Source organism: Clostridium sp. UBA2485 (assembly GCF_002341865.1).
Lineage (GTDB): Bacteria > Bacillota > Clostridia > Clostridiales > Clostridiaceae > Clostridium_J.
In genome coordinates this window covers 1-19,910 of sequence record NZ_DDOV01000030.1, presented here as the reverse complement: position 1 = coordinate 19,910, position 19,910 = coordinate 1, and the positions used below count along the sequence as shown (strand labels likewise).

Here is a 19,910-nt window from a genome sequence, read left to right as displayed (position 1 = left end):
ATTATGGAACTAATAGCCTTTATTCTTTAAAAATAATGATATTTTTTTAGTGATTCCTCTATCCAATTTACTAAAATTCTCTAATTCTTTTTTAAGATCCTCACTTTCATTAACTGGCAATATAAATCCATGATTATTTATTCTTTCTATAGCAGCTAACAATTTTTTCTTTTCATCTTCACCTAATTCTCCTATATTGTTAATAATTATTAGGTTTGCCCTTTCTAAAGTTGGAACAATGACCCCTTCCATATTATACAAGTATAATAAAAAGTTTCTACCATCTATTATATTAAATATAGTGGTAACACTACTTATTTTAGAAAGCTTTTTGGAATTTAACTTTCCAATTAAAGAGCTTATATTCTCCATACTATTATGTTCAATTATTATTCTATATGGCTTAAACCCTTTAATATATTTTATTAATAGTTCTTCCTTTAAATCATCAAACTCTATTTGTCTTATCCTCAAATTTTTATTTTTTAAGAACTCTTCCTTAATAGCACTATTACCTTTTTCACATTGAATTACTATTACTTTTTCACTACTCATTAAAGTACTACAAAGCAGTGCATTTATAAAATTAGTTTTCCCTGATGAAATAAACCCTGTTACTATTTCAATATTGGTTTTTAACATATTTTCACCTACTAAAGTTTAAATAGTTTTTTTAAGTTTTCTTTTTTTAAATTAGCTCCTATAATACATAACCTCCCTGAAAAATCTGGAGTAGTATTTCTAATTTGTAATTCTTCAGGTACATAATCAAACTGAATCCACTTATTATTTTCAAGTTCTAAAATTCCTTTAGCTCTTAATACTTGTCCATAGTTTTCATCATCTAATTTTTTTAATAAACTCAATAACTCACTTTCTCTAAACTTCCTTGCAGTTATAGTTCCAAAGCTTTCAAAGGTATCATAGGCTGAATGGAAATTTTTATTTATAGCTTTTATACCTTTTGTTGGTTTAGTAATTAAATCTATTTCTTTTAAATTATTCTCAATAGTTTTTTCACTAATCTCTACTATTCTTTCTCCTCTTAATTTCTCCCATGGTGTAGTTATTATAGTAGCTTTTGGATTAATAGTATTTATACCTTTTAATATTGAGTTTATTAAGTTTTCTTCTGCCTGACCTGTTCTGCTTAAAACTAAAGTTCTTCCATTTTGAATTTGATCTTTATATACCTTCCCAAAGTTTTCTACATACATCTTGTATTTAAATACATCAATTACAGTTATAATCATATTTATTTTCGCAATGTTCTTTAATTCCTTAGAATTAATTATTGAAATTATTTCCGAAAGCTTACCTACTCCTGATGGTTCAATTATCACCCTATTTGGATTAAATTTGCTACAAACTTCTACAAGTGCCTTTTTAAAATCTCCTGATATATTACAACAAATACATCCTGCATTTATTTCTTTAACTTCAATATTAGCTTTTCTTAATATAGTTCCATCAATTCCAACTTCACCAAATTCATTTTCAATAATCACTATTTTTTCTTTATATAAACTCTCACTAACTAGCTTTTTAATTAACATAGTCTTTCCTGCACCTAAAAAACCTGAAAATATATCTACTTTTATAGTCATTTAACTCTCTCCTCATATAAAAATTTTCTTAGATATCCGAAATAAAATAACAAGTTAAAAATGTTCCTCTCTTTTCTATTCTATAAGCCGTTGTTTTCCACTAATAGTGGTGCTATGGTGTTTTCTGATAAGAGAGCATATATAAATATACCAGTTCCAAATTTAATCCACGAATTCATAAAATTGTGCTATTAAATTATTTAAGTTTACANNATTATTGATACTTCTCTTTTATAAGAGAAGTTTTCAATTGATTTCTTTTTTAAAGTGGCACAATCACTTTTATTTAAAAATCTATTAAAGAAATTAGTTTGATTAAAACCAATTTCCATCGCATTGTCAATTGTCCACTTTCAATTCTCAATCAATTAAAGTTTAGCTATACATTATTTTTTAAAGTAGTTTATCTATAATAGAAAATAAACTAGCCTGTTAGATTATTTTTTTAAGATACCTTATATTAAAATATATATTTATTCATAGAAATCTATACCTTTTATTAGTAAAGTTTCTCCTTCATTTTCCAAATAAAATATAAATGTAAAGCTCACTTCCAAAATATAACTCTTTTATTAAAGTTATTGAAAACTTTTACGATAAGTAATATGAAAAAGAATTAATTGGAGTGGTTACAATATGAACATAAAAGGATTAGATAAAATTTTTACATCCGCAACTAAATCTTCATCCCCTATTGATAGTGAAATTAAAACCTTAGAAGATCAAAAAACTACCCTTATGCAGCAACTTTCATTAGATAAAGGGAATAACTCTTTAGATATGGAAAAAATTAAAGAAATAAATAACCAAATTCAAGATATTGACAAGGAAATTCAGAAAAAACAAATAGAAAAACTAAAAGAGTCTCAAAAAATTGACATAGAAAGTATGATGCCTAAAGACGATTTAATAGTCAGCGGAAAAAATGAAAGTAAAGAAAGTATTATTACAAACAGCCTAATCAACGCTAGTAATATGCATAAACATGCTACTATTATGAATAGTGCTAAGAGCTCACTTAGAAGAGAAATAAATATACTTAAGACTGAGGTAAATTCATCTAAGAAAAAAGATAATGATATAAAAGATGAAAATATAGAAAAGGCAATAAAAAATAAAGATTCTCAATTATTTGATAAATATAGTGGAAAACTTGAAAGTGTTTCTAAACTTGAAAATAGATTAGAAAAAATAAACGATAAAGTTATAGGAAAAGCTGAAAATATAAATCAGCATTTAAATGACGCTATAGAAGAAGCAAATAAAAAAGACATAAGTAATGATGCTGATAGAAATAAAAGAATAGAAGAAAGAAAAGATAGAGATATAAGAAAAAAGAAACTTAAAGAAGCACAAATCCAACATATTAAAAAGCTAGAAAATATAGTAGAGGATTACGCAGAGTTTAAAGTTAATTCTTTAATTAAATAAAACCTGTAAAATAATTACAGGTTTTATTTTAGCCTCTGAAAGAAAATAACAACTCAAAGATGTAGCATATTTTATATCATACAATGTGTCAGGTTCAGTTTATAGTGGTGCTATAGGCTGGTTCTAGCAATACAGTATGGTATGAAATAGAATAATACGCTAATTTATTTTTTTAAATATGTCTAAAATATTTATCTATTATTTTTTCTGCTAATCGTTTTTGTATATTAGCGCTATTTATTAAACAAAGTACAGTTATTAAAAGCTTTTCATACCCATCATCATCTTTATCAGATAGCTGCTCTTCAACTTTTGAAATTAAGCTATTTATTTGGTCTTCTGCTTCAACAGTCTGAAGATTTTTTATATGTAAAAACTTTTTATAGATTTCTTCTAGATTAATCTTTTCCCCATCTTCTTGCTGCAAATTAACCACCATATCATTAAACAGCGATTTTATATCTAAAATACTTAAATTTTGCTTTAAATTATATATAAGAATCATTAATATTATATGATTTTTAGAATACTTTTTCTTTTTAGCTGGGATTAAAAGCTTATCTTTTGTGTAGTTATTTATCATAGTTTTAGTTAAAAGTTTATCTTCATCATATCGTTTTGAATTAGATAAATTACTTTCAAATAATGTTATAACTTGATCCATATATAAATCAATTGATGGTATTTCTTTAGGTTCAATATGCTCATTAAGATTTAATTCCTCCAGTAATTTTAATATATCTTCTCTATTATAATCCATGTTTTTCTCCCTTTTATGAAATTTATGTTTAGTTTATTTTTATATAGAAATAATAAGGTATGTGAAATAAAATAATACTCCAAAGATGTTAGTATATTTTAGGCATATGAAATAAAATAGCTAGTTAAAGATGCAAAATCTATTTTACATCAAACAAGGAGCTACGGTCTACTCATAGTAGCGCTATAAGCAAGTTCCGACGACGCAGTATGATGGAAACTAGGCTAATATACTGGTCTATTATTTTTTTAAAAATGCCTAAGTATTAATATTAATAATTTTTTAGTTATTATAATATATCTTTCCTTTTATAGCAATGAAGAAATCTAGAAAATATTTACTAAAATGAATTTATTTTTTTAAAATTGTATGTTTACTTTTACGATTTTATAGTATAATATATACATAACATAGTTTTGAAAACTACGTGCGATAGTTTTAATTAGGAGGTACATCATGTCAAAGAATTTTAGAGAGCCTGTAAGTGGTTTTACTCATCTATTTGGTGCTTTAGTTTCATTAGTTGGTCTAATAGCACTAATTTATAAAGAAATTTATATCGGACAAAATTCCATATTAGGTATGATAGGAGTTGTCATTTTTGGTCTTAGCTTAATATTTTTATATACAGCTAGTACTGTATATCATTTAGCAGTTTCTTCAGAAGGTGTAATTAAAATGTTAAGAAAATTAGATCATTCTATGATTTTTGTACTGATTGCAGGAACCTATACACCTATATGCCTCATTGCTTTAGAATCTTATTGGAGATGGGGATTATTTATTTGCGTATGGCTATTAGCTCTAATAGGAATTGTATTCAAATTCTTTTGGATTGATTGTCCAAAATGGTTGTCTTCTAGCTTTTACGTAGGCTTAGGTTGGCTTGCTCTTGCTGCATTTTCACCACTATCTAAAGTATTACCATTTCAAGGTATGGCATTATTAATTTTAGGTGGAATACTTTATACTGTAGGAGCAGTTATTTACTGCTTAGAGAAAAAGGGCAAAAAGAGAACCTTTGGTGCTCATGAAATATTCCACATATTTGTTCTCTTAGGCAGCTTAGCCCATTATATTTTAGTTTTTAAATACATCATCTAAAAAATTTTATGAATACCTCCTTTATATATAGGTTAAATTAACATTGTAGTAATTATATAAGGAGGTATTTACATGTCTGATAATAATAAAAACCGCATCAAAGATAGAGAAAAATCTAACGCAGAACTTAGAAAAATGTACCCTAAAGATGGTGCTGATATTGGGATAATTGATGGTAAAAAAATAGGCAGTTATGCCAATAGCAAAGATCATTCTAAAGAAAGAGGAAAAGAATATTATTAAAAAGCATGGTAACCATGCTTTTTTTATTATATACTTTTTCTTTTCTTATAAATATCTATTTTTCAATATATTTTTATCATACTATAATATATTTTTATTGATAAACAATAAAAAATTTGATATTATATTTTTGAGGGGTGAGAATTATGAATAAAAAAATCTCAAAAATATTAACAAAAACAGAACCACTAACATCATTAACAATTATTTTAAATTGTTTTTTTGCACTAGGCTGCCTTTTTACACTTTCATTTTGTATTATTTTTATTCATTCTTTAGTTTCTATGAATATACAAGAATATTTAGATTTTTTTCCAGATTCAATATTTATCATAATTTCAACATTGATTATGTATAAAATGAAGGTTATCACAAAAAACTTTAAAAAAGAAGATTTTTTTAACCTCGAAAATATTCGTGCTTTTAAATCTATAGGATTGTTTTCTACATGCTCTTTTATTATCTATCAAATCTTATCTTTACTATTTCCAAATATCATACTTAGCCAATACGGCTCTCTTAAAATGCTTAGTATGGTATTCTTAATATTTGGTACATTCTCTTATGTATTAGCTGAAGCCTTTAAGATTGCTCTTTCGACAAAAGAAGAAAATGATTTAACTATTTAAAATAAAGTTTAGTAATTAAAGTAAATAACTAAAAAATTTAAATAAGGAGATAATTCTATGAATAAAAGAAGTTTAACTGTATTAACAATAATATTAAGTATAATTTTTGTAATTGGTTCTCTTGCGAGTTTTTCAATGATCTTCAATGTAATTTTTGCTCTTAATCATTTAGCTATGCTAGACTTTTTTCTTGCTTTAGGCTTTTTAGCTTTTAGTTTGATTTCAACAGTAGTTGCATACAAATTAAAACTTGTTGTAAAAAACATAAGAAATGGTGATTGTTTCAATATAAAAAATAGTCATTACTTTAGACATATTGGACTATTATCCCTAATTTTTTCTATTTTTTATGCAGCTATAACCTATCCAACTCCATATCAAGGAAATCTTCAACTTATATCTACTAAGTATGGTTCTTTAAAACCAAGTTCCTTTGCATTTTTAATTTTCGGATTATTATCTTATGTATTATCTGAGATTTTTAAACTTGCTTTTTTAACAAAAGAAGAAAATGATTTGACCATTTAGGAGGATTTATATGCCTATTATAGTAAATTTAGATGTTATGATGGCAAAACGGAAGATTAGTTCTCAAGATTTAGCAGCCAAAATTGGGATAACTCAAGCTAATCTTTCTATTTTAAAAACAAACAAAGCCAAGGCTATACGTTTTTCTACTCTTGAAGCTATATGCAAAGTATTAGAATGTCAGCCTGGAGATCTATTGGAATATGTAGAAGATGAAAGCGAGGATTAATTTTAAAAGTAAAAAGGTGTTAGAGAATTAAGCTAACACCTTTTATGTGGTTTAAATAATATTTTAGATTACTTTGGATATTTAACTTTCTTTTGCTACTTCTACCATAGTCTTAATATTTTTAAGCGGCGTAGTTATTCCTAACCCACAGGCAGGTGACAATATGTCCACTCCATTTTTTATACAATGACTGGATATATTTTTTATTAAGTCACATTCTCCATTAAATAGAGTAAGAGTACTTACATTTCCCATTATTGCTTTTCCCTTAACGTTTTGTTTAACCTCTTTCACACTGGTTATTGAATCGAAACTTATAGCATCGCATTTTAGGTTTTGTAAGTTTTCATAAACACTTTTTAATTTTCCACATATGTGAACTATTATTCCACCTTTAGCGTATGGTTTTAAAGCTTCAACTATTTTATTTATATACGGTATTGCAAATTCGTTAAACAACTTTGGCCCTAATATTTCACCAGTACCGCTTGGGTCTGATATTGCAAGTATTTCTGCTCCAGCCTCAAGTTGAGCTTTACCAAAACTTATTAAATTTTCAGCAATTACCTCCATATATTTATGAGCTTCTTCTTTCTTTCTTACTAGTTCCTTATAAAAAACTATAGGATCCATAATTGAAGAAGCTAAACTTATAGGGCCTGTTATATTGGCTACGATTGGTATTTCTAAATTCCTTTCTGAAAGAATCTTTATAGCATCTATCACTACTTTTGTTCTTCCAGAATTAGAATCTATATTTTTCAATTTTTCATATTCAGTAACAGAATTAATAACATAGTCTGTTACCCTAGGTTCTGTAGTCTTATCTCCTAGAGAAACTCCTGCTCCCATAGATTCTGCCTCTACAGTCATGCAAAACGGAACTCCGCAGTTTTCAAATCCTCCATTTTCATACATACTATATGCTAAGTTTGCCATTAATTTTGGATTAGTATGAGCATCTGGCCACTTTATTTCTGTTATATCCATCAAATCTTCTATTATCATATTCATCATTCCACCAGGGCATATACAAGGTGGTCTGTCTACTTTTTCATTTTTTAATACTTTAAATAATCTCTCTTTTGACGTTAACATTTAGCTTTACCCCTTTAATATCTATCTATACTTAAAAGATAATCTATTTTTTCCTCATCTATAGGCCATCCTATCTCTCTAGCAGCATCCATCATAGCATCTATATTTTCTACTGGAGTCTCTACAGGCAGCCCACAGCCAGGCATTACCATATAACCTTTAGGATTTTTATGTGCAATTTTTATGGAATTCAATACCGCTTTCCTAACATCTTCTCTGCTACCAGAATACATTATGCTAGAAGGATCGATATTTCCCATTACCTTCATTCTATGTCCAACATTATTGACACAATTTCTAAGGCTAGCTACATTATCTATACTAACACCATCCATACCCATCTGTGCTAAACCCTCCCAAATATCTTCAGTTTGTCCACAAATATGTATGGATACTCCTCCGCATCTTTCCTTTATAAATTTACTAAAGGTTTTAATGTAAGGATATGCATACTCTCTAAAATGTTTAGGACTTATAACAGTACAAGATGACATAGGTTCTGCAATAGTAACACCTACCCCTTGTTTAATAGCCTCTTCTGTAAATCTCAAGCAGCTTTCTAAAGATATTTTGCATAATTTATGAACAGCATCAGGATTTTTTATCATGAGTCTAGTCATTTCTTTTACACCTATGAGAAAAAAAGCACTAGTAAAAGGTCCTACAATTAATGTACTAACAGGTACCTCTTTCCCAATTCTATCTTTAACTATTTTCATTGCTTCTATTTGAATAGCTAATCTACCATCTTTATAAGGATTAACTATATTTAAATTTTCTATATCCTCTACCTTATTTATTGCTGGTTCTAAAAGATCCACCGTACCATCTTCAGGATATTTCATTTTTGCTCCCATAGCTTCTGAAAGTATAAATAAATCTGTAAAAATCTTAGCGCCATCTCCACCAAATCTATTATAAGTAGCTATTACTGCATCTGCTAATGCCTTTGAGTTATGATTGAATTCTGAAATTTTACATCCTGATATTCTTGCTATACCATTAGAAAGATTAGGATTACATTGAATTCTATCTACCTCCTGACCCTTAGATAATGCAATAGCTCTTTCTAGCGCTGTCATTTTATCTTTATACATTTAAAACTTTCCCATTCACAAGATTTTTTGCAATTCTAGCAGCTCTAGAAGCTTCTGGAGCATAAGCATCAGCGCCTATTTTATCTGCAAAATTTTGTGATATAGGACCTCCACCTACCATAACCACTACATCTTCCCTTATTCCTTCCTTCTTTAACAAATCTATAACTACTTGCATATTATCCATAGTAGTGGTCATAAGAGTAGACATTCCTACTAAATTGGCATTAAAATTTTTAGCTTTGTTTACAAATTCTATAGGAGGTACATCTCTACCTAAATCTAATACTTCAAAGCCGTTAGTTTCTAGCATTATCTTAAAGAGATTTTTACCTATATCATGAGTATCGCCTTCCACTACTCCAACTACTGCTCTTAAATTATTGTCACTACTTTCACTTTTCAGATGTGGCCTTAAAACGTCAAGACCTACATACATAGCATCAGAACACATTAAAAGTTCCGGTATGTAGTACTCTCCTTCTTCATATAATTTTCCTGCTTCCTGCATTCCCATAGCTAGTCCTTCATTTATTGCTTTAAAAGGATCCATTTCATCTTCTATGCACTTTTCTGCTAAGACTTTAGTTTCATCCTCCTCCATATCAACTACACTTTGTTTTAGATCAAGTATTAAATCTCCATCATACATAGTTTCTCATCCCTTCTTTATTTTAAAATTATCTCATATGCTAAAGGTTCATTTAGTAACTTATTAGTATTTTTTATACATCTTCCCCCTAAGGCCTTAATAGAATTTCTCTCATTTAATATATTTATTAGTCCTTCTCCATAAGTTAGATTATTATCATATTTTATAGGATTAAAAGTAATTAAATCATTATTATATAAACTTGAAGATGTTAATCCACATACATGAATTAAACTATTATCAATAACTTGTTGAAAATTTCTGATTATATTACAAGTACTTTTACCACTATAATTTAAGTATATATTTTTACCTACGATAGACTCTACTCCACTTGAATCTCCATAGGATATTATATTAACTCCTCTTTTAACGCCTTCTTTTATATATTCTAAAATTCCCTGCTCTACCTTTTCTATTATTTCTAAAGCCTTATGCTCATCTTTCCTTAATAGCTTATAAAAAATTCTTGGTTCCATTATAGAAGTTATAACCGTAAAGGTTCCTTCTACTTTTAATGCCACATATGAATTTTGAGCTTTAAGTTCTTCTATACTGTCTAGTACTTCCTTTACCCTACCTAAACTAAAATTAATTGTATTTAAATTATCTATTTCATCTAGTGAATTTATGGCATATTCCTTAACTCTTGGAAGATATTTATGATCTCCTAAATTTACCTTTGCTCCAAATGCCTCCGGTAATACAGTCATACAAAATGGTAAAAAACATATATTATCTTTTTTATAAATTTTAAGTTCTTTTGATAGCCTTGTCATAGCTCTCTTCTCACTATATGCCTCTGGAAAACTTATTCCTAAGTGTAAAATTTCCTCAGGTATATGCTCATTATCATCTCCTGAGCATTTAAATTTGTTCAATTATAACACCTCCTTATGTTTTAATGCACAATTTATACAGTGGACAATTGACGATTGACAATGGACAATTAAGGAGGAAATTATTTTTAGACAAAATAATTTCTTTAACAGATTTTTAATTAGCAATGTAATTGCTAGCTATGTGCCTGACACTGTTCCCCGCTACAGAATCAATTTAGAATTTCTCAGGAATAACTGAGAAATTCTAAATTGTGAATCGTGAATTGCGAATTGAATTTTAGCAGTCTAATTAAAATTCAAAGCTTCTATAAAATACTTTTGAAAATAATCTTTGCTACTTAAATCCACTACTTCTACTCTATCTTTTATGTCCATCATTTCTAAAAGCTTGTCTTTATTTAGTAATGATAATTTTGCTCCTTCTACAGAAGAGTTTCCTACAAACTTTATATCTCCTTTAAAACCATTAGGTATTATACCTATAGTTCTTATACTTTCCTCTTTAAGATGATAGCCAAAAGAACCAGCTATGATGGCATGGTCTATATTTTCTATGGAATCATCTACTTCTTTTAAAAGCATAGTTATTCCCGAAGCTATGGCTCCCTTAGCTAATTGTATTTGTCTTATATCCTTTTGAGAAATATATATATCTTCTGTTATATAAAATTTCTTATCTCTAAATTTTTCTTTTATATTTTCTGGAAGGGTTTTCGAAAATCTTCCGCTTGGTTCTAATATTCCTGTTTTTATAAGATTAGAAGTTATATCTAAAAGCCCACTTCCGCATATCCCTCTTGCCTTAGTTTCTCCTATGGTAGAATAGCTTACATTAAAGTTTTTATCTAACTCAAATTTCTCTATAGCTCCACTTTCCGCTCTCATACCACAACTTATATTCATTCCTTCAAGTGCAGGACCTGCGGCAGTAGATGTTGAGTAGAGCTTGCCATCCTTAAGTAAAACCATCTCACCATTAGTACCAATATCTATAAATATTACAGATTGATACTTACTTATATCTATAGCTACTATGCCAGCTACAATATCTGCTCCAACATAAGAAGATATAGAAGGTAATAAAGTAATTATCCCTTTAGGATTAATATCAATATTTAATTCTTTAGGTCTTAAATCAATCTTATCTAAAAACGTTGCCTTATAAGGTGCTTTTGCTATAGATTCTGGATTTACCCCTGCTAATATATGTAACATTGTAGTATTAGCTGCTATATTTAAATTGTATATATCATCTCTATTAAATTTTTTACCTATTAATTCTTCTATAAGTTCATTTATTTTTTCTATTATTACTTCCTGAAGCTTGTCTAATCCATTCTCTTCCTGCATAGTAAAACTTATTCTAGAAATAACATCTCCTCCAAAGGTAGTTTGAGGATTTAAAGTAGAAGCTTTATTAAGTATATTCCCATTTTCTAAATCTAAAAGATATGAAGATATCCCTGTAGTACCTATATCTAAAGCTATACCTAGTATATTTTTATTTTCATTAAATAAATCTATAATGGTATCTTCAAAAGTTACAACATAAAGATTTTCTTCTTGATATTTTCTAAGGTCTCCTATCCTTTTTATAATATCCATATCTTTTATATTAAAACTTGTACATTCCACGGAACATTTGTATTCAGCTTTTTTTATATTTTGAAATTTTCTCTTCTGTAATCTACTATTTATATCTACATCTATAGAATAACCTTCATTTATAGTCTTCAAATCCTCTTTTTCATTTGTCAAAAACTCTACTGTAATATCTTCTTCTATTTTAGTAATGCAAGCTAATCTTTCATTAGCATTTGTTAAAAACTTTTTTTCTTCATCTTTAGGTTCCGATTTTATTCCATATATTTTTACCTTGCATTTTCCACATATCCCCTTAGAATTACAAGGTGTTTCCAACTTAAAGCCATTTTTTCGTATAACATCTATAAGTAGACTTCCATTCTCTACATGGATTTCTTTATCATATTGATTAAAGTAAACTTTGTGCATATTCTCCTCCCTCTAAAAGCTTTTCATCTATTATTGTATTTTCAAACTTATCTCTATACAATGAATATACTATAATGTAATATAACTGCTAAGTTCTATAGAATTTTATAATAATACTATAAATAAAAAACATACTCACTTAACGTACATAAATGAGTATGTTTTTTATTTTTAAAATACTATTATTACAAAACTTCTTTATCCTATTTGCATGGTTCTCATTGACATAGAGCCATTTTGTATAGATTCATGTATAAATTTAACTTCATCATTTTCTTGTTGCATAGCTACAATATATAATAATGGCAGATAGTGTTCCTTTGTTGGAACCGATAACTTAGCAGCCATGCCCATTTGATTATATTCTATTAACTCTTTATGATTTTTATTTTTTATAGCCCTTGCAATGTACTCGTCAAATTCAATAGCCCAATCAAAGGGTTTTGAGTACATATCATAATTAATCATCCTTAGATTATGGACAATATTTCCACTACCTATTATCAATATTCCTTTTTCTCTTAACTTATATAATTTTTTACCTAAATTATAGTGATATGTCTCATCACCCAATAAGTTTAAACTCAATTGAAATACAGGTATATCTGCATTAGGATATATATGAGTAAGTACTCCCCAAGCTCCATGATCTAGTCCCCATTCATTGGTTCTTTTAATATCTTCATCTTTCAACTCTTCAACAACCATATCGACATAAGCTTTTCCACCTTTGGGATTGTATTTTATATTATATAATTCTTCTGGAAAACCATAAAAATCATAAATTTGTTTTGGCTTATCATCGTAGGTAATAAAAGTTCCCTTTGTTTCCCAATGAGCTGAAATAACCATAATAGCCTCTGGCCTTTCCATATACTTTCCTAATTCTTCAAGTGATTCAGTATATGAATTGTTTAATATTGCATTCATAGGACTTCCATGTGCAATAAATAGAGCGGGTAATCTATTTATCATAAAATTCACCTCCTAAGTTTATATAATTATTATTTCCAAATACTTAAGTATAAAATTCAAGAGATTGTATATAAATTTGTATATAATATTAATCAATCTAATTTAAATAATAATTATACTCAGTAATGTTCTTTAAATCTGCATATAAAGTGTTTTTCATACTATTTAAGATTTAGAAATAACATTAAATTCTCCATCAGTTAAATTTTCTTTATTAGCAGAATTTCCAATAATGTTTTCATAATCTACATTATATATTATTTCTACCCTCTCTTCTCTATCCTGTAAAATAATATATCTTGGCTTCCAATTTCCTAATTTGAAATTATCTTCAATATTTAATTTTCCTACATATTTACCTTTAATTAAGCACAAATCAATCTTTTTTTCCTCTTCAATTCCTTCAGTATTATTTACATAACATAAAACTGCTTCCTTATCTAGATTATCTATATTTGTTTCTAATGTAACTGTTACAGTTTCTCCTGATTTAAATACTTTTTTATCTAATGATATATTCTGAATAAAATTAGAAGTTATATCGTCTCTCAATATCTTCCTTTCAGTAAAATTATTATCTCCCTTTTTCCTAACTATATGAATTTTCCCCACAGTTCTATCTTTACTCTCCCCTGTCACATAAACTTTAAGTCCATACTGTGGAAGTATTCTGCCAGCTTCTTTTACTTCTTTATTGGAATAATCTTTACTATCGTCAAATATAGAGTTCATAAAAATAATATTGTCTAAAGTGGTTTTATCTGGTTTATTCTTTATATTATTTACAAAGAATTTTTTACCCTTTTTTAAACTAAAAGCAGCATCGTGCACATGATAAGTTGATGAAGCCTTTTCAGCCTCTTCACCAGTATTAGCGTCACTCCATATTATTAAATGTTGATCACTATCTACTACTCCTATAAAACTATATCCTGGATGTATTTTAACATCATTATCTTTATTTCCTGTCAAATATCCAAATTTATCCTTTTCTAAATAACTTTCATCTACATACCATATTAGAAGACCTGGATCATAAAATACTTGCCCCCCCTCTGTAGATGACAATCCTCTATCTGTTCCTTGATGATTACGCCACTCAATAAGATAATATTTATTCTTTTCATTTCTATCATAGGCATTTTGTTTAGGTAAATCTATTCTAATTAATTGAGTGTTTTCCCCTTTTTTGCTTGCTTCATCTAAAAGAAAATCTAATCCCTTTTCATCTATCTCCTCTAACTTTAGCCTAGTTTCCTTAACCCAATTACCGCCATACTCATCTTGTAAATATTTTTTGCACCAAGGGCTAAATCCAGTAGGCTCAGCTCCAGCACTTATTCCAGCCCAACTACCACTTGCCATAATAGACCAATATCCAACAGGATTATCTCCTCCATTATCTGTTACATTATATTCATCTGGAAGCCCCAGTACATGTCCATATTCATGAGCTAAAACTCCTATTCCTGCATCCTGTGGAACTATCATATAATCATAAATACCAATTAAATTTCTATTAATATCTTTCTTCATATATGGTGCATATTCACTGATAGCATTTCTATGAGACCAAATAGCATTTTCTCCTAATGTTCCTCCATCTACTTCTTCACCTTTTCCTGCATGTATAACAATTAGATAATCAATTATTCCATCTGGTTCATCATAATCTCCATCTTCATCCATATCTAGAGGATCCTTTATATCATATTCACTTAAATCAATATTTTTATCATTACAAACATTATCAAAAGCTTCTCTTATTAAGGAAGTAACATTACTATCTCTAACATTTCTATATGGTTTTCCATAATACTCTGCACTATGCTTTGCTTTATACCAACCAGCTACTCCACCTTCTATATTAAAGCTCCCTCCTGATTGCTCATTATAATATTGCTTCATAGTAAAAAGTTCTTCACCTTTGGGCCCTATATAAGTTTTATCTCCAAATATCATATCTTCATAGTGTTTTTTAGACCAATCTTTAAAGTCTCTCGGTGTTTCCTCCTTATTTATATCTTCATGTGTGTAATCAGGAAATTCCATTAATATTACTAAAGGTTTTACTGTGGTTTTTTTACCATTCCAAGTTCCCTGTAATTTTATAGGTTGTACACTATCACCGAAATTAATATTTGTTTTTAATTTACTTTCTATATTTTCAGTGATATTTTCTTTATTGATAACTGATGATGCAGCTTGATAAGCATATGTATTATTACTAACTAGTCCTATTACAATTACTAATATCAAAAAACTTCTTATTAACATATTACCCTTCATTAATCTTTCCCCCATAACTCAGTTTTTTACAAATTTATTTATAGCTTTAAAAATACCTAATATAGATATATCACGACATATTATTGGTATATTTTATCATTTATTCATAATACTTCATATGAAGATTTAACTTTTTTATAGAAATTTTTCTTCTATAGTAATTTGTAATAATATATTGTTAACTTATATTTTTAAAACATAACTTTCTAAATACCACTTGCGAAAATATTGGATAAGTAATAGATGCTCTAGGTGGAAATAACTTTGACGTAGGCCCAACTCTTACAAAACAAAGTTTATACAGAGATTAGTTATTTTAAAATTGGAAAAATACGATAATATTTAGGCACTCTCCTCATGAACTTTAGCCAAATTGAAAGTTATAAATAATCTCAGCGTAATTTACACCATGAGTATATTAGTATATTACAGAAAAGAGATATTTTAATAAAAATAGGTTCAATAATATTTTCATCTTATTCACAAATAAAGTATGACTTTTAATAATAATGATGTATAATAATTTTATAAAAATTTTATTAAAGATTAAGGAGATGTTGCGATGAGAAATTTATTTGATTTAACAGGTAAGGTGGCAATTATAACTGGGGCTTCTAGTGGAATAGGAGTTCAACTTGCTAAAACTTTTGCAGATCAAGGCGCTAGCGTGGCAATACTTGCAAGGAGATATGAAAAATTAGAAGGTTTATCTAAAGAAATTGAAGCTATGGGCGGAAAAGCCTTCCCAGTGAAATGTGATGTTACGAGAGAAGAAGATGTAATTAAAGCAGTAGCTGCTATTATTGATAAATTTGGTAAGATTGATATATTGATTAACAATGCTGGAGTAGCATCTGCAGGTTCTGTAGAAAATATAGAAGAGGCTGAATGGGATAGAGTTATGGATGCTAATGTTAAAGGTGCATTTTTAATGTCTAAACATGTTGTAAAACATATGAAGGAAAGAAAATACGGAAAAATAGTTAATGTTGCTTCTGTTTGTGGACTTATAGGTAGCAAAAATGCTCCTCTTCATGCATACAATGCGTCAAAAGGTGCAGTAATCAATTTAACAAGAGGTATGGGAACTTCCCTAATTCAACATGGAATAACTGTAAATGGAATTGGACCTAGTCTTTTCAAAACAGAGATGACAGAAACTTCATTATATAGTGAAGACTATTTAAAAATGTATAATGCAGTTTGTCCAGCAGGAAGACCAGGAAATACTGATGAGTTAGATGGTGCAGTTATCTACTTTGCATCAGATGCTTCTAGCTATACAACTGGTCAAACATTATTTGTAGATGGCGGTTTGACATCAGTTTAATATGTTCTAAATACTTAAAATAAGAGTTTAAAGATATTTTTAAGGCATAATTATTACCTTATATCTTTAAACTCTTAATAATTTAGTATATTAATTTTACGTAGATAAATAAAATTAGGTTTCACTTATCCAATTTATACATTTAATATGATACTGTATATTATCTCACTTAATCCTATCAGCTCAAAGCTTTAAATTTCTTCAGTAGCATCTATCAAAAGCCCTTTTACATGTTTCTTATTCATTAGTTTATCTTTTTTTCTGTAATCTTTACTTTTAAAAACAATGTCTAAATCATATTCTTCAGGATAAAGTTCTTCTTTATCTATATAAATAGATAATCTCTTTTTATTAATTTTAATTTTCTTTTTCATCACCATAACACCATATTCACCTTTGGAATTTTCCCCCTCGCAAATTATTCCCGTTCTATTCATAAAACTTATATATACACAATCACCAATATTAAAACTTAATTTTGTATCTTTAATTTCATTAAGCTTTTCTCTTTTATCAGCTGACTTTAATTTTTCAACTTTTTCTTGATGAATTGTTAACTCTTTTTCTTTCTTAATTACATTCTCATTCTGATCCTTATATTCTAAGTAAATTTTCTCTTCCTTATAAGTTACAGCATGAGCTCTTTCAATTATATCTTTATCCATGCCAAGTCTTAGTGCAATTAAAAATGCATTACTTTCTCCAGCTTTACCAATATTGAGTTTATATAATGGCTTAAGAGTATTAATATCAAATTCCATTGAACCATTTATAAATCCTATATGGTTTTGAGCAAAATCCTTTATTTCACTATAATGAGTTGTGGCACAAATTACTGCTCCCTTTTTGTAGAGTTCCTCAAGTATAGCTACAGCTATACCCATGCCCTCACTAGGATCTGTTCCTGATCCAACCTCATCTAAAATTACTAAGCTATATTCATCGGCACAGTTTAATATACTTATTATATTTTTGATATGAGATGAGAAGGTACTAAGATTTTGTTCTATACTTTGACCATCACCAATATCTACTAGTACTTCTGCAAACACTCCAACTTCGCTTCCTTTAGCTACTGGTATATGAAGTCCTGTCTGAGCCATTAAAGTGAGTAGTCCTACTGTTTTTAAAGCTACTGTCTTTCCTCCTGTATTCGGTCCTGTAATAATTACTCCTTTATAGTCCTCTCCTACTACAAAATTTAACGGAACAGCATCCTTACCTAATAACGGATGCTTAGCATCTTTAATATTTATATAGTTTCTATTATTGAAATCTACTTTTCTTCCTTCTATAGCTTTACTATATTTCCCTTTTGCGAAAATATAGTCATAGTTACTCATAACCTTTATATTTACTTTTATTTCCTTTATATTGTCACAAACAAAGTTAGTCAAATTGGATAAAATTTTATATACTTCTTTTTCTTCCTCAAACTTTTCAAAGTCTAATTCATCCTGTATTTTCTTAACCTCTGCTGGCTCAACGAAAACTGTAGAACCGCTTTGAGATCTATCATGGATACTTCCATCCATATCCTTTTTATATTCACTTTTTATAGGAATAACATATCTTCCATTTCTTTGGCTTACTAAGGAATCTTGAAGATATCCTTTATATCTTTCATTTCTCAATACACTGTCTAATTTACTTTTAATTTTGTCTTCTAAAATTATAATTCTCTTTCTTATTTTATATAATTTAGAGGTTGCTCTATCATCTACTCTCCCCCTTACAATAGATTTTTCTATTTCCTCTCTTAATCCACCTAGCTCAGAGGTTGATAATGCATATAAGCTTATAGTTGGTGCAACCTGTTCTTTATCTAACATAAATCTTTTTAGTCTTTTTACTTCTTTAAGGAGTTCAGAAATCATATCCAAATCCTCTGGCGAAAGAATCATTCCTTTTTCAATCTTATCTCTTACTGCTTTAATACCAGTTAAGCTATGAATTGGTACACTTGAATTTATATCAACTATAGCTCTAGCTTCTGTGGTTTCTATCATATTTTTTCTAATTATATTTATATCCACATAAGGTTCTAATCTTTCAATTCTTTTCTTAGCTATATCTGATAGTGCATATCCTTTTAATACTTCCTTTATTTTGTTATATTCTAATAATTCAATTGCTTTATTATTCACTTTTAATTCCTCCATTTACTCATTTCTCTTAATCGTTTAAAACTTTTTGCTTCTTTATATTGTGAATAATAAGTCCTATCAACCTATTTGTAATCTTACTGTGTTATAAAATATTTATAATACCTATTAGCTTAGTAAATGTGATTCTTTTAAGTGTCTTATATATTTTTTCAAAAATTTTCCCTTAAAACTTATAATGTTATAGCAAAAAGACTATAAGTAAACAAACGTTCACTTATAGCCTAAAATTTCGTCCTCTTTATATTTAGAATTATTCACAACAAAGAAAATCATTCATAAATATAACTACAATAACTGAAAAACCTTAACTAAATATATAATTAAATGCTAACAAATTATATACTAATAGCAAGACATAGTTTTTCATAGCAGTATATTATTTATATGAATAGAATTTCTTTATGAAACCTAATTCTAAAATGGCGTAAAAAAACCGAGCAATAGCCCGGATTATTACCTCGCTAGACATCTTAAATAAAATAATTAATCAAAATACAGACAGCATACCTTACATCATACAATTAATAATGAAATAAAATACACTAATATATTGACTACTTATTTACTGATTGATGTCCTATATTAAGGAGAATGTGAACCCCGTTCTACTAAGCATAAGTCTAAAAAATTTCACAACAAATAAACCTATTAAAACAGGTCAATTTAAAAATTTTTAAAGACTCACTATTCAATTACTTAGTTTAGAACTATCGCACTCATAAAAATCTCCTCTTCATTTTATTATGAAACCATTTTATCATTTATTTTTATACTATTCAATAAGTATTTTTTTGATATAGTAAAATTAGCTATATATACCACCCCTAAATTTGATCTATCCCTGAAAATAATTAACACTTATTGGTATTGCCACTAATACTACTAAATTCAAAATTCACAGTTCACAATTCACAA

18 protein-coding genes are annotated in these 19,910 nt (G+C 28.1%); 7 read left to right on the top strand and 11 right to left on the bottom strand.

The window, feature by feature from the left end:
* Window positions 1-9: 9 nt before the first annotated feature.
* Window positions 10-642, bottom strand: a complete 633-nt coding sequence (locus B3603_RS03865; protein WP_291560965.1) for a GTP-binding protein — start codon at window positions 640-642, stop codon at window positions 10-12.
* 11 nt (window positions 643-653) lie between these two features.
* Window positions 654-1,607: a GTP-binding protein gene (locus B3603_RS03860; protein ID WP_291560962.1), complete on the bottom strand. Its 954-nt coding sequence runs from the start codon at window positions 1,605-1,607 to the stop codon at window positions 654-656.
* A 636-nt stretch (window positions 1,608-2,243) separates the two neighbouring features.
* On the opposite strand from B3603_RS03860, the gene B3603_RS03855 reads away from it, so the two are divergent.
* Window positions 2,244-3,038: a FlxA-like family protein gene (locus B3603_RS03855; protein WP_291560959.1), complete on the top strand. Its 795-nt coding sequence runs from the start codon at window positions 2,244-2,246 to the stop codon at window positions 3,036-3,038.
* 172 nt (window positions 3,039-3,210) lie between these two features.
* On the opposite strand, the gene B3603_RS03850 is transcribed toward B3603_RS03855, so the two are convergent.
* On the bottom strand, window positions 3,211-3,798 hold the full coding sequence (locus B3603_RS03850; protein WP_291560957.1) for a DUF1836 domain-containing protein: 588 nt from the start codon (window positions 3,796-3,798) through the stop codon (window positions 3,211-3,213).
* Window positions 3,799-4,254: 456 nt separating this feature from the next.
* Here B3603_RS03850 and trhA point away from each other — a divergent pair, with 456 nt between their 5' ends.
* From trhA to B3603_RS03825, 5 genes are all read left to right on the top strand, one after another.
* Entirely contained in the window at window positions 4,255-4,902 is a 648-nt protein-coding gene (gene trhA / locus B3603_RS03845) for a PAQR family membrane homeostasis protein TrhA (RefSeq protein ID WP_291560955.1), read from the top strand.
* Between the two features lie 72 nt (window positions 4,903-4,974).
* The gene (locus tag B3603_RS03840; protein WP_291560952.1) at window positions 4,975-5,145 is read left to right on the top strand and encodes a hypothetical protein; all 171 of its coding nucleotides are present in this window, start codon (window positions 4,975-4,977) and stop codon (window positions 5,143-5,145) included.
* A gap of 146 nt (window positions 5,146-5,291) precedes the next feature.
* Entirely contained in the window at window positions 5,292-5,774 is a 483-nt protein-coding gene (locus tag B3603_RS03835; protein ID WP_291560950.1) for a DUF2975 domain-containing protein, read from the top strand.
* Between the two features lie 57 nt (window positions 5,775-5,831).
* The gene (locus tag B3603_RS03830) at window positions 5,832-6,302 is read left to right on the top strand and encodes a DUF2975 domain-containing protein (protein WP_291560949.1); all 471 of its coding nucleotides are present in this window, start codon (window positions 5,832-5,834) and stop codon (window positions 6,300-6,302) included.
* A 10-nt stretch (window positions 6,303-6,312) separates the two neighbouring features.
* Window positions 6,313-6,531, top strand: coding sequence for a helix-turn-helix domain-containing protein (locus B3603_RS03825; protein ID WP_291560946.1), 219 nt, complete (start codon window positions 6,313-6,315; stop codon window positions 6,529-6,531).
* 81 nt (window positions 6,532-6,612) lie between these two features.
* Here the strand turns inward: B3603_RS03825 and B3603_RS03820 are convergent, their stop codons facing one another.
* From B3603_RS03820 to B3603_RS03790, 7 genes are all read right to left on the bottom strand, one after another.
* Complete coding sequence (locus tag B3603_RS03820) at window positions 6,613-7,629, bottom strand: methylcobamide:CoM methyltransferase MtbA (protein WP_291560944.1); 1,017 nt, start codon at window positions 7,627-7,629, stop codon at window positions 6,613-6,615.
* A 14-nt stretch (window positions 7,630-7,643) separates the two neighbouring features.
* Window positions 7,644-8,726 carry a uroporphyrinogen decarboxylase family protein gene (locus tag B3603_RS03815; RefSeq protein ID WP_291560942.1) on the bottom strand — a complete coding sequence of 361 codons (1,083 nt, stop codon included), beginning with the start codon at window positions 8,724-8,726 and terminating at the stop codon, window positions 7,644-7,646.
* On the bottom strand, window positions 8,719-9,378 hold the full coding sequence (locus B3603_RS03810; RefSeq protein WP_291560939.1) for a corrinoid protein: 660 nt from the start codon (window positions 9,376-9,378) through the stop codon (window positions 8,719-8,721). Before B3603_RS03810 ends, B3603_RS03815 begins: the two co-directional genes overlap by 8 nt.
* Before the next feature lie 17 nt (window positions 9,379-9,395).
* The gene (locus tag B3603_RS03805) at window positions 9,396-10,259 is read right to left on the bottom strand and encodes a uroporphyrinogen decarboxylase family protein (protein WP_291560937.1); all 864 of its coding nucleotides are present in this window, start codon (window positions 10,257-10,259) and stop codon (window positions 9,396-9,398) included.
* Window positions 10,260-10,505: 246 nt separating this feature from the next.
* On the bottom strand, window positions 10,506-12,233 hold the full coding sequence (locus B3603_RS03800) for an ASKHA domain-containing protein (RefSeq protein WP_291560936.1): 1,728 nt from the start codon (window positions 12,231-12,233) through the stop codon (window positions 10,506-10,508).
* Between the two features lie 198 nt (window positions 12,234-12,431).
* Entirely contained in the window at window positions 12,432-13,208 is a 777-nt protein-coding gene (gene ygiD, locus B3603_RS03795; RefSeq protein WP_291560934.1) for a 4,5-DOPA dioxygenase extradiol, read from the bottom strand.
* Between the two features lie 165 nt (window positions 13,209-13,373).
* A complete protein-coding gene (locus tag B3603_RS03790; protein WP_291560932.1) occupies window positions 13,374-15,497 on the bottom strand; it encodes an immune inhibitor A domain-containing protein in 2,124 nt (707 codons plus the stop codon).
* Window positions 15,498-16,059: 562 nt separating this feature from the next.
* Here B3603_RS03790 and B3603_RS03785 point away from each other — a divergent pair.
* Window positions 16,060-16,827 (top strand): SDR family NAD(P)-dependent oxidoreductase, encoded by a 768-nt coding sequence (locus B3603_RS03785; RefSeq protein WP_291560929.1) that lies wholly within the window; start codon window positions 16,060-16,062, stop codon window positions 16,825-16,827.
* Window positions 16,828-17,018: 191 nt separating this feature from the next.
* Here B3603_RS03785 and B3603_RS03780 read toward each other — a convergent pair whose 3' ends face one another.
* Complete coding sequence (locus tag B3603_RS03780) at window positions 17,019-18,974, bottom strand: endonuclease MutS2 (RefSeq protein ID WP_291560926.1); 1,956 nt, start codon at window positions 18,972-18,974, stop codon at window positions 17,019-17,021.
* Window positions 18,975-19,910: the final 936 nt, after the last annotated feature.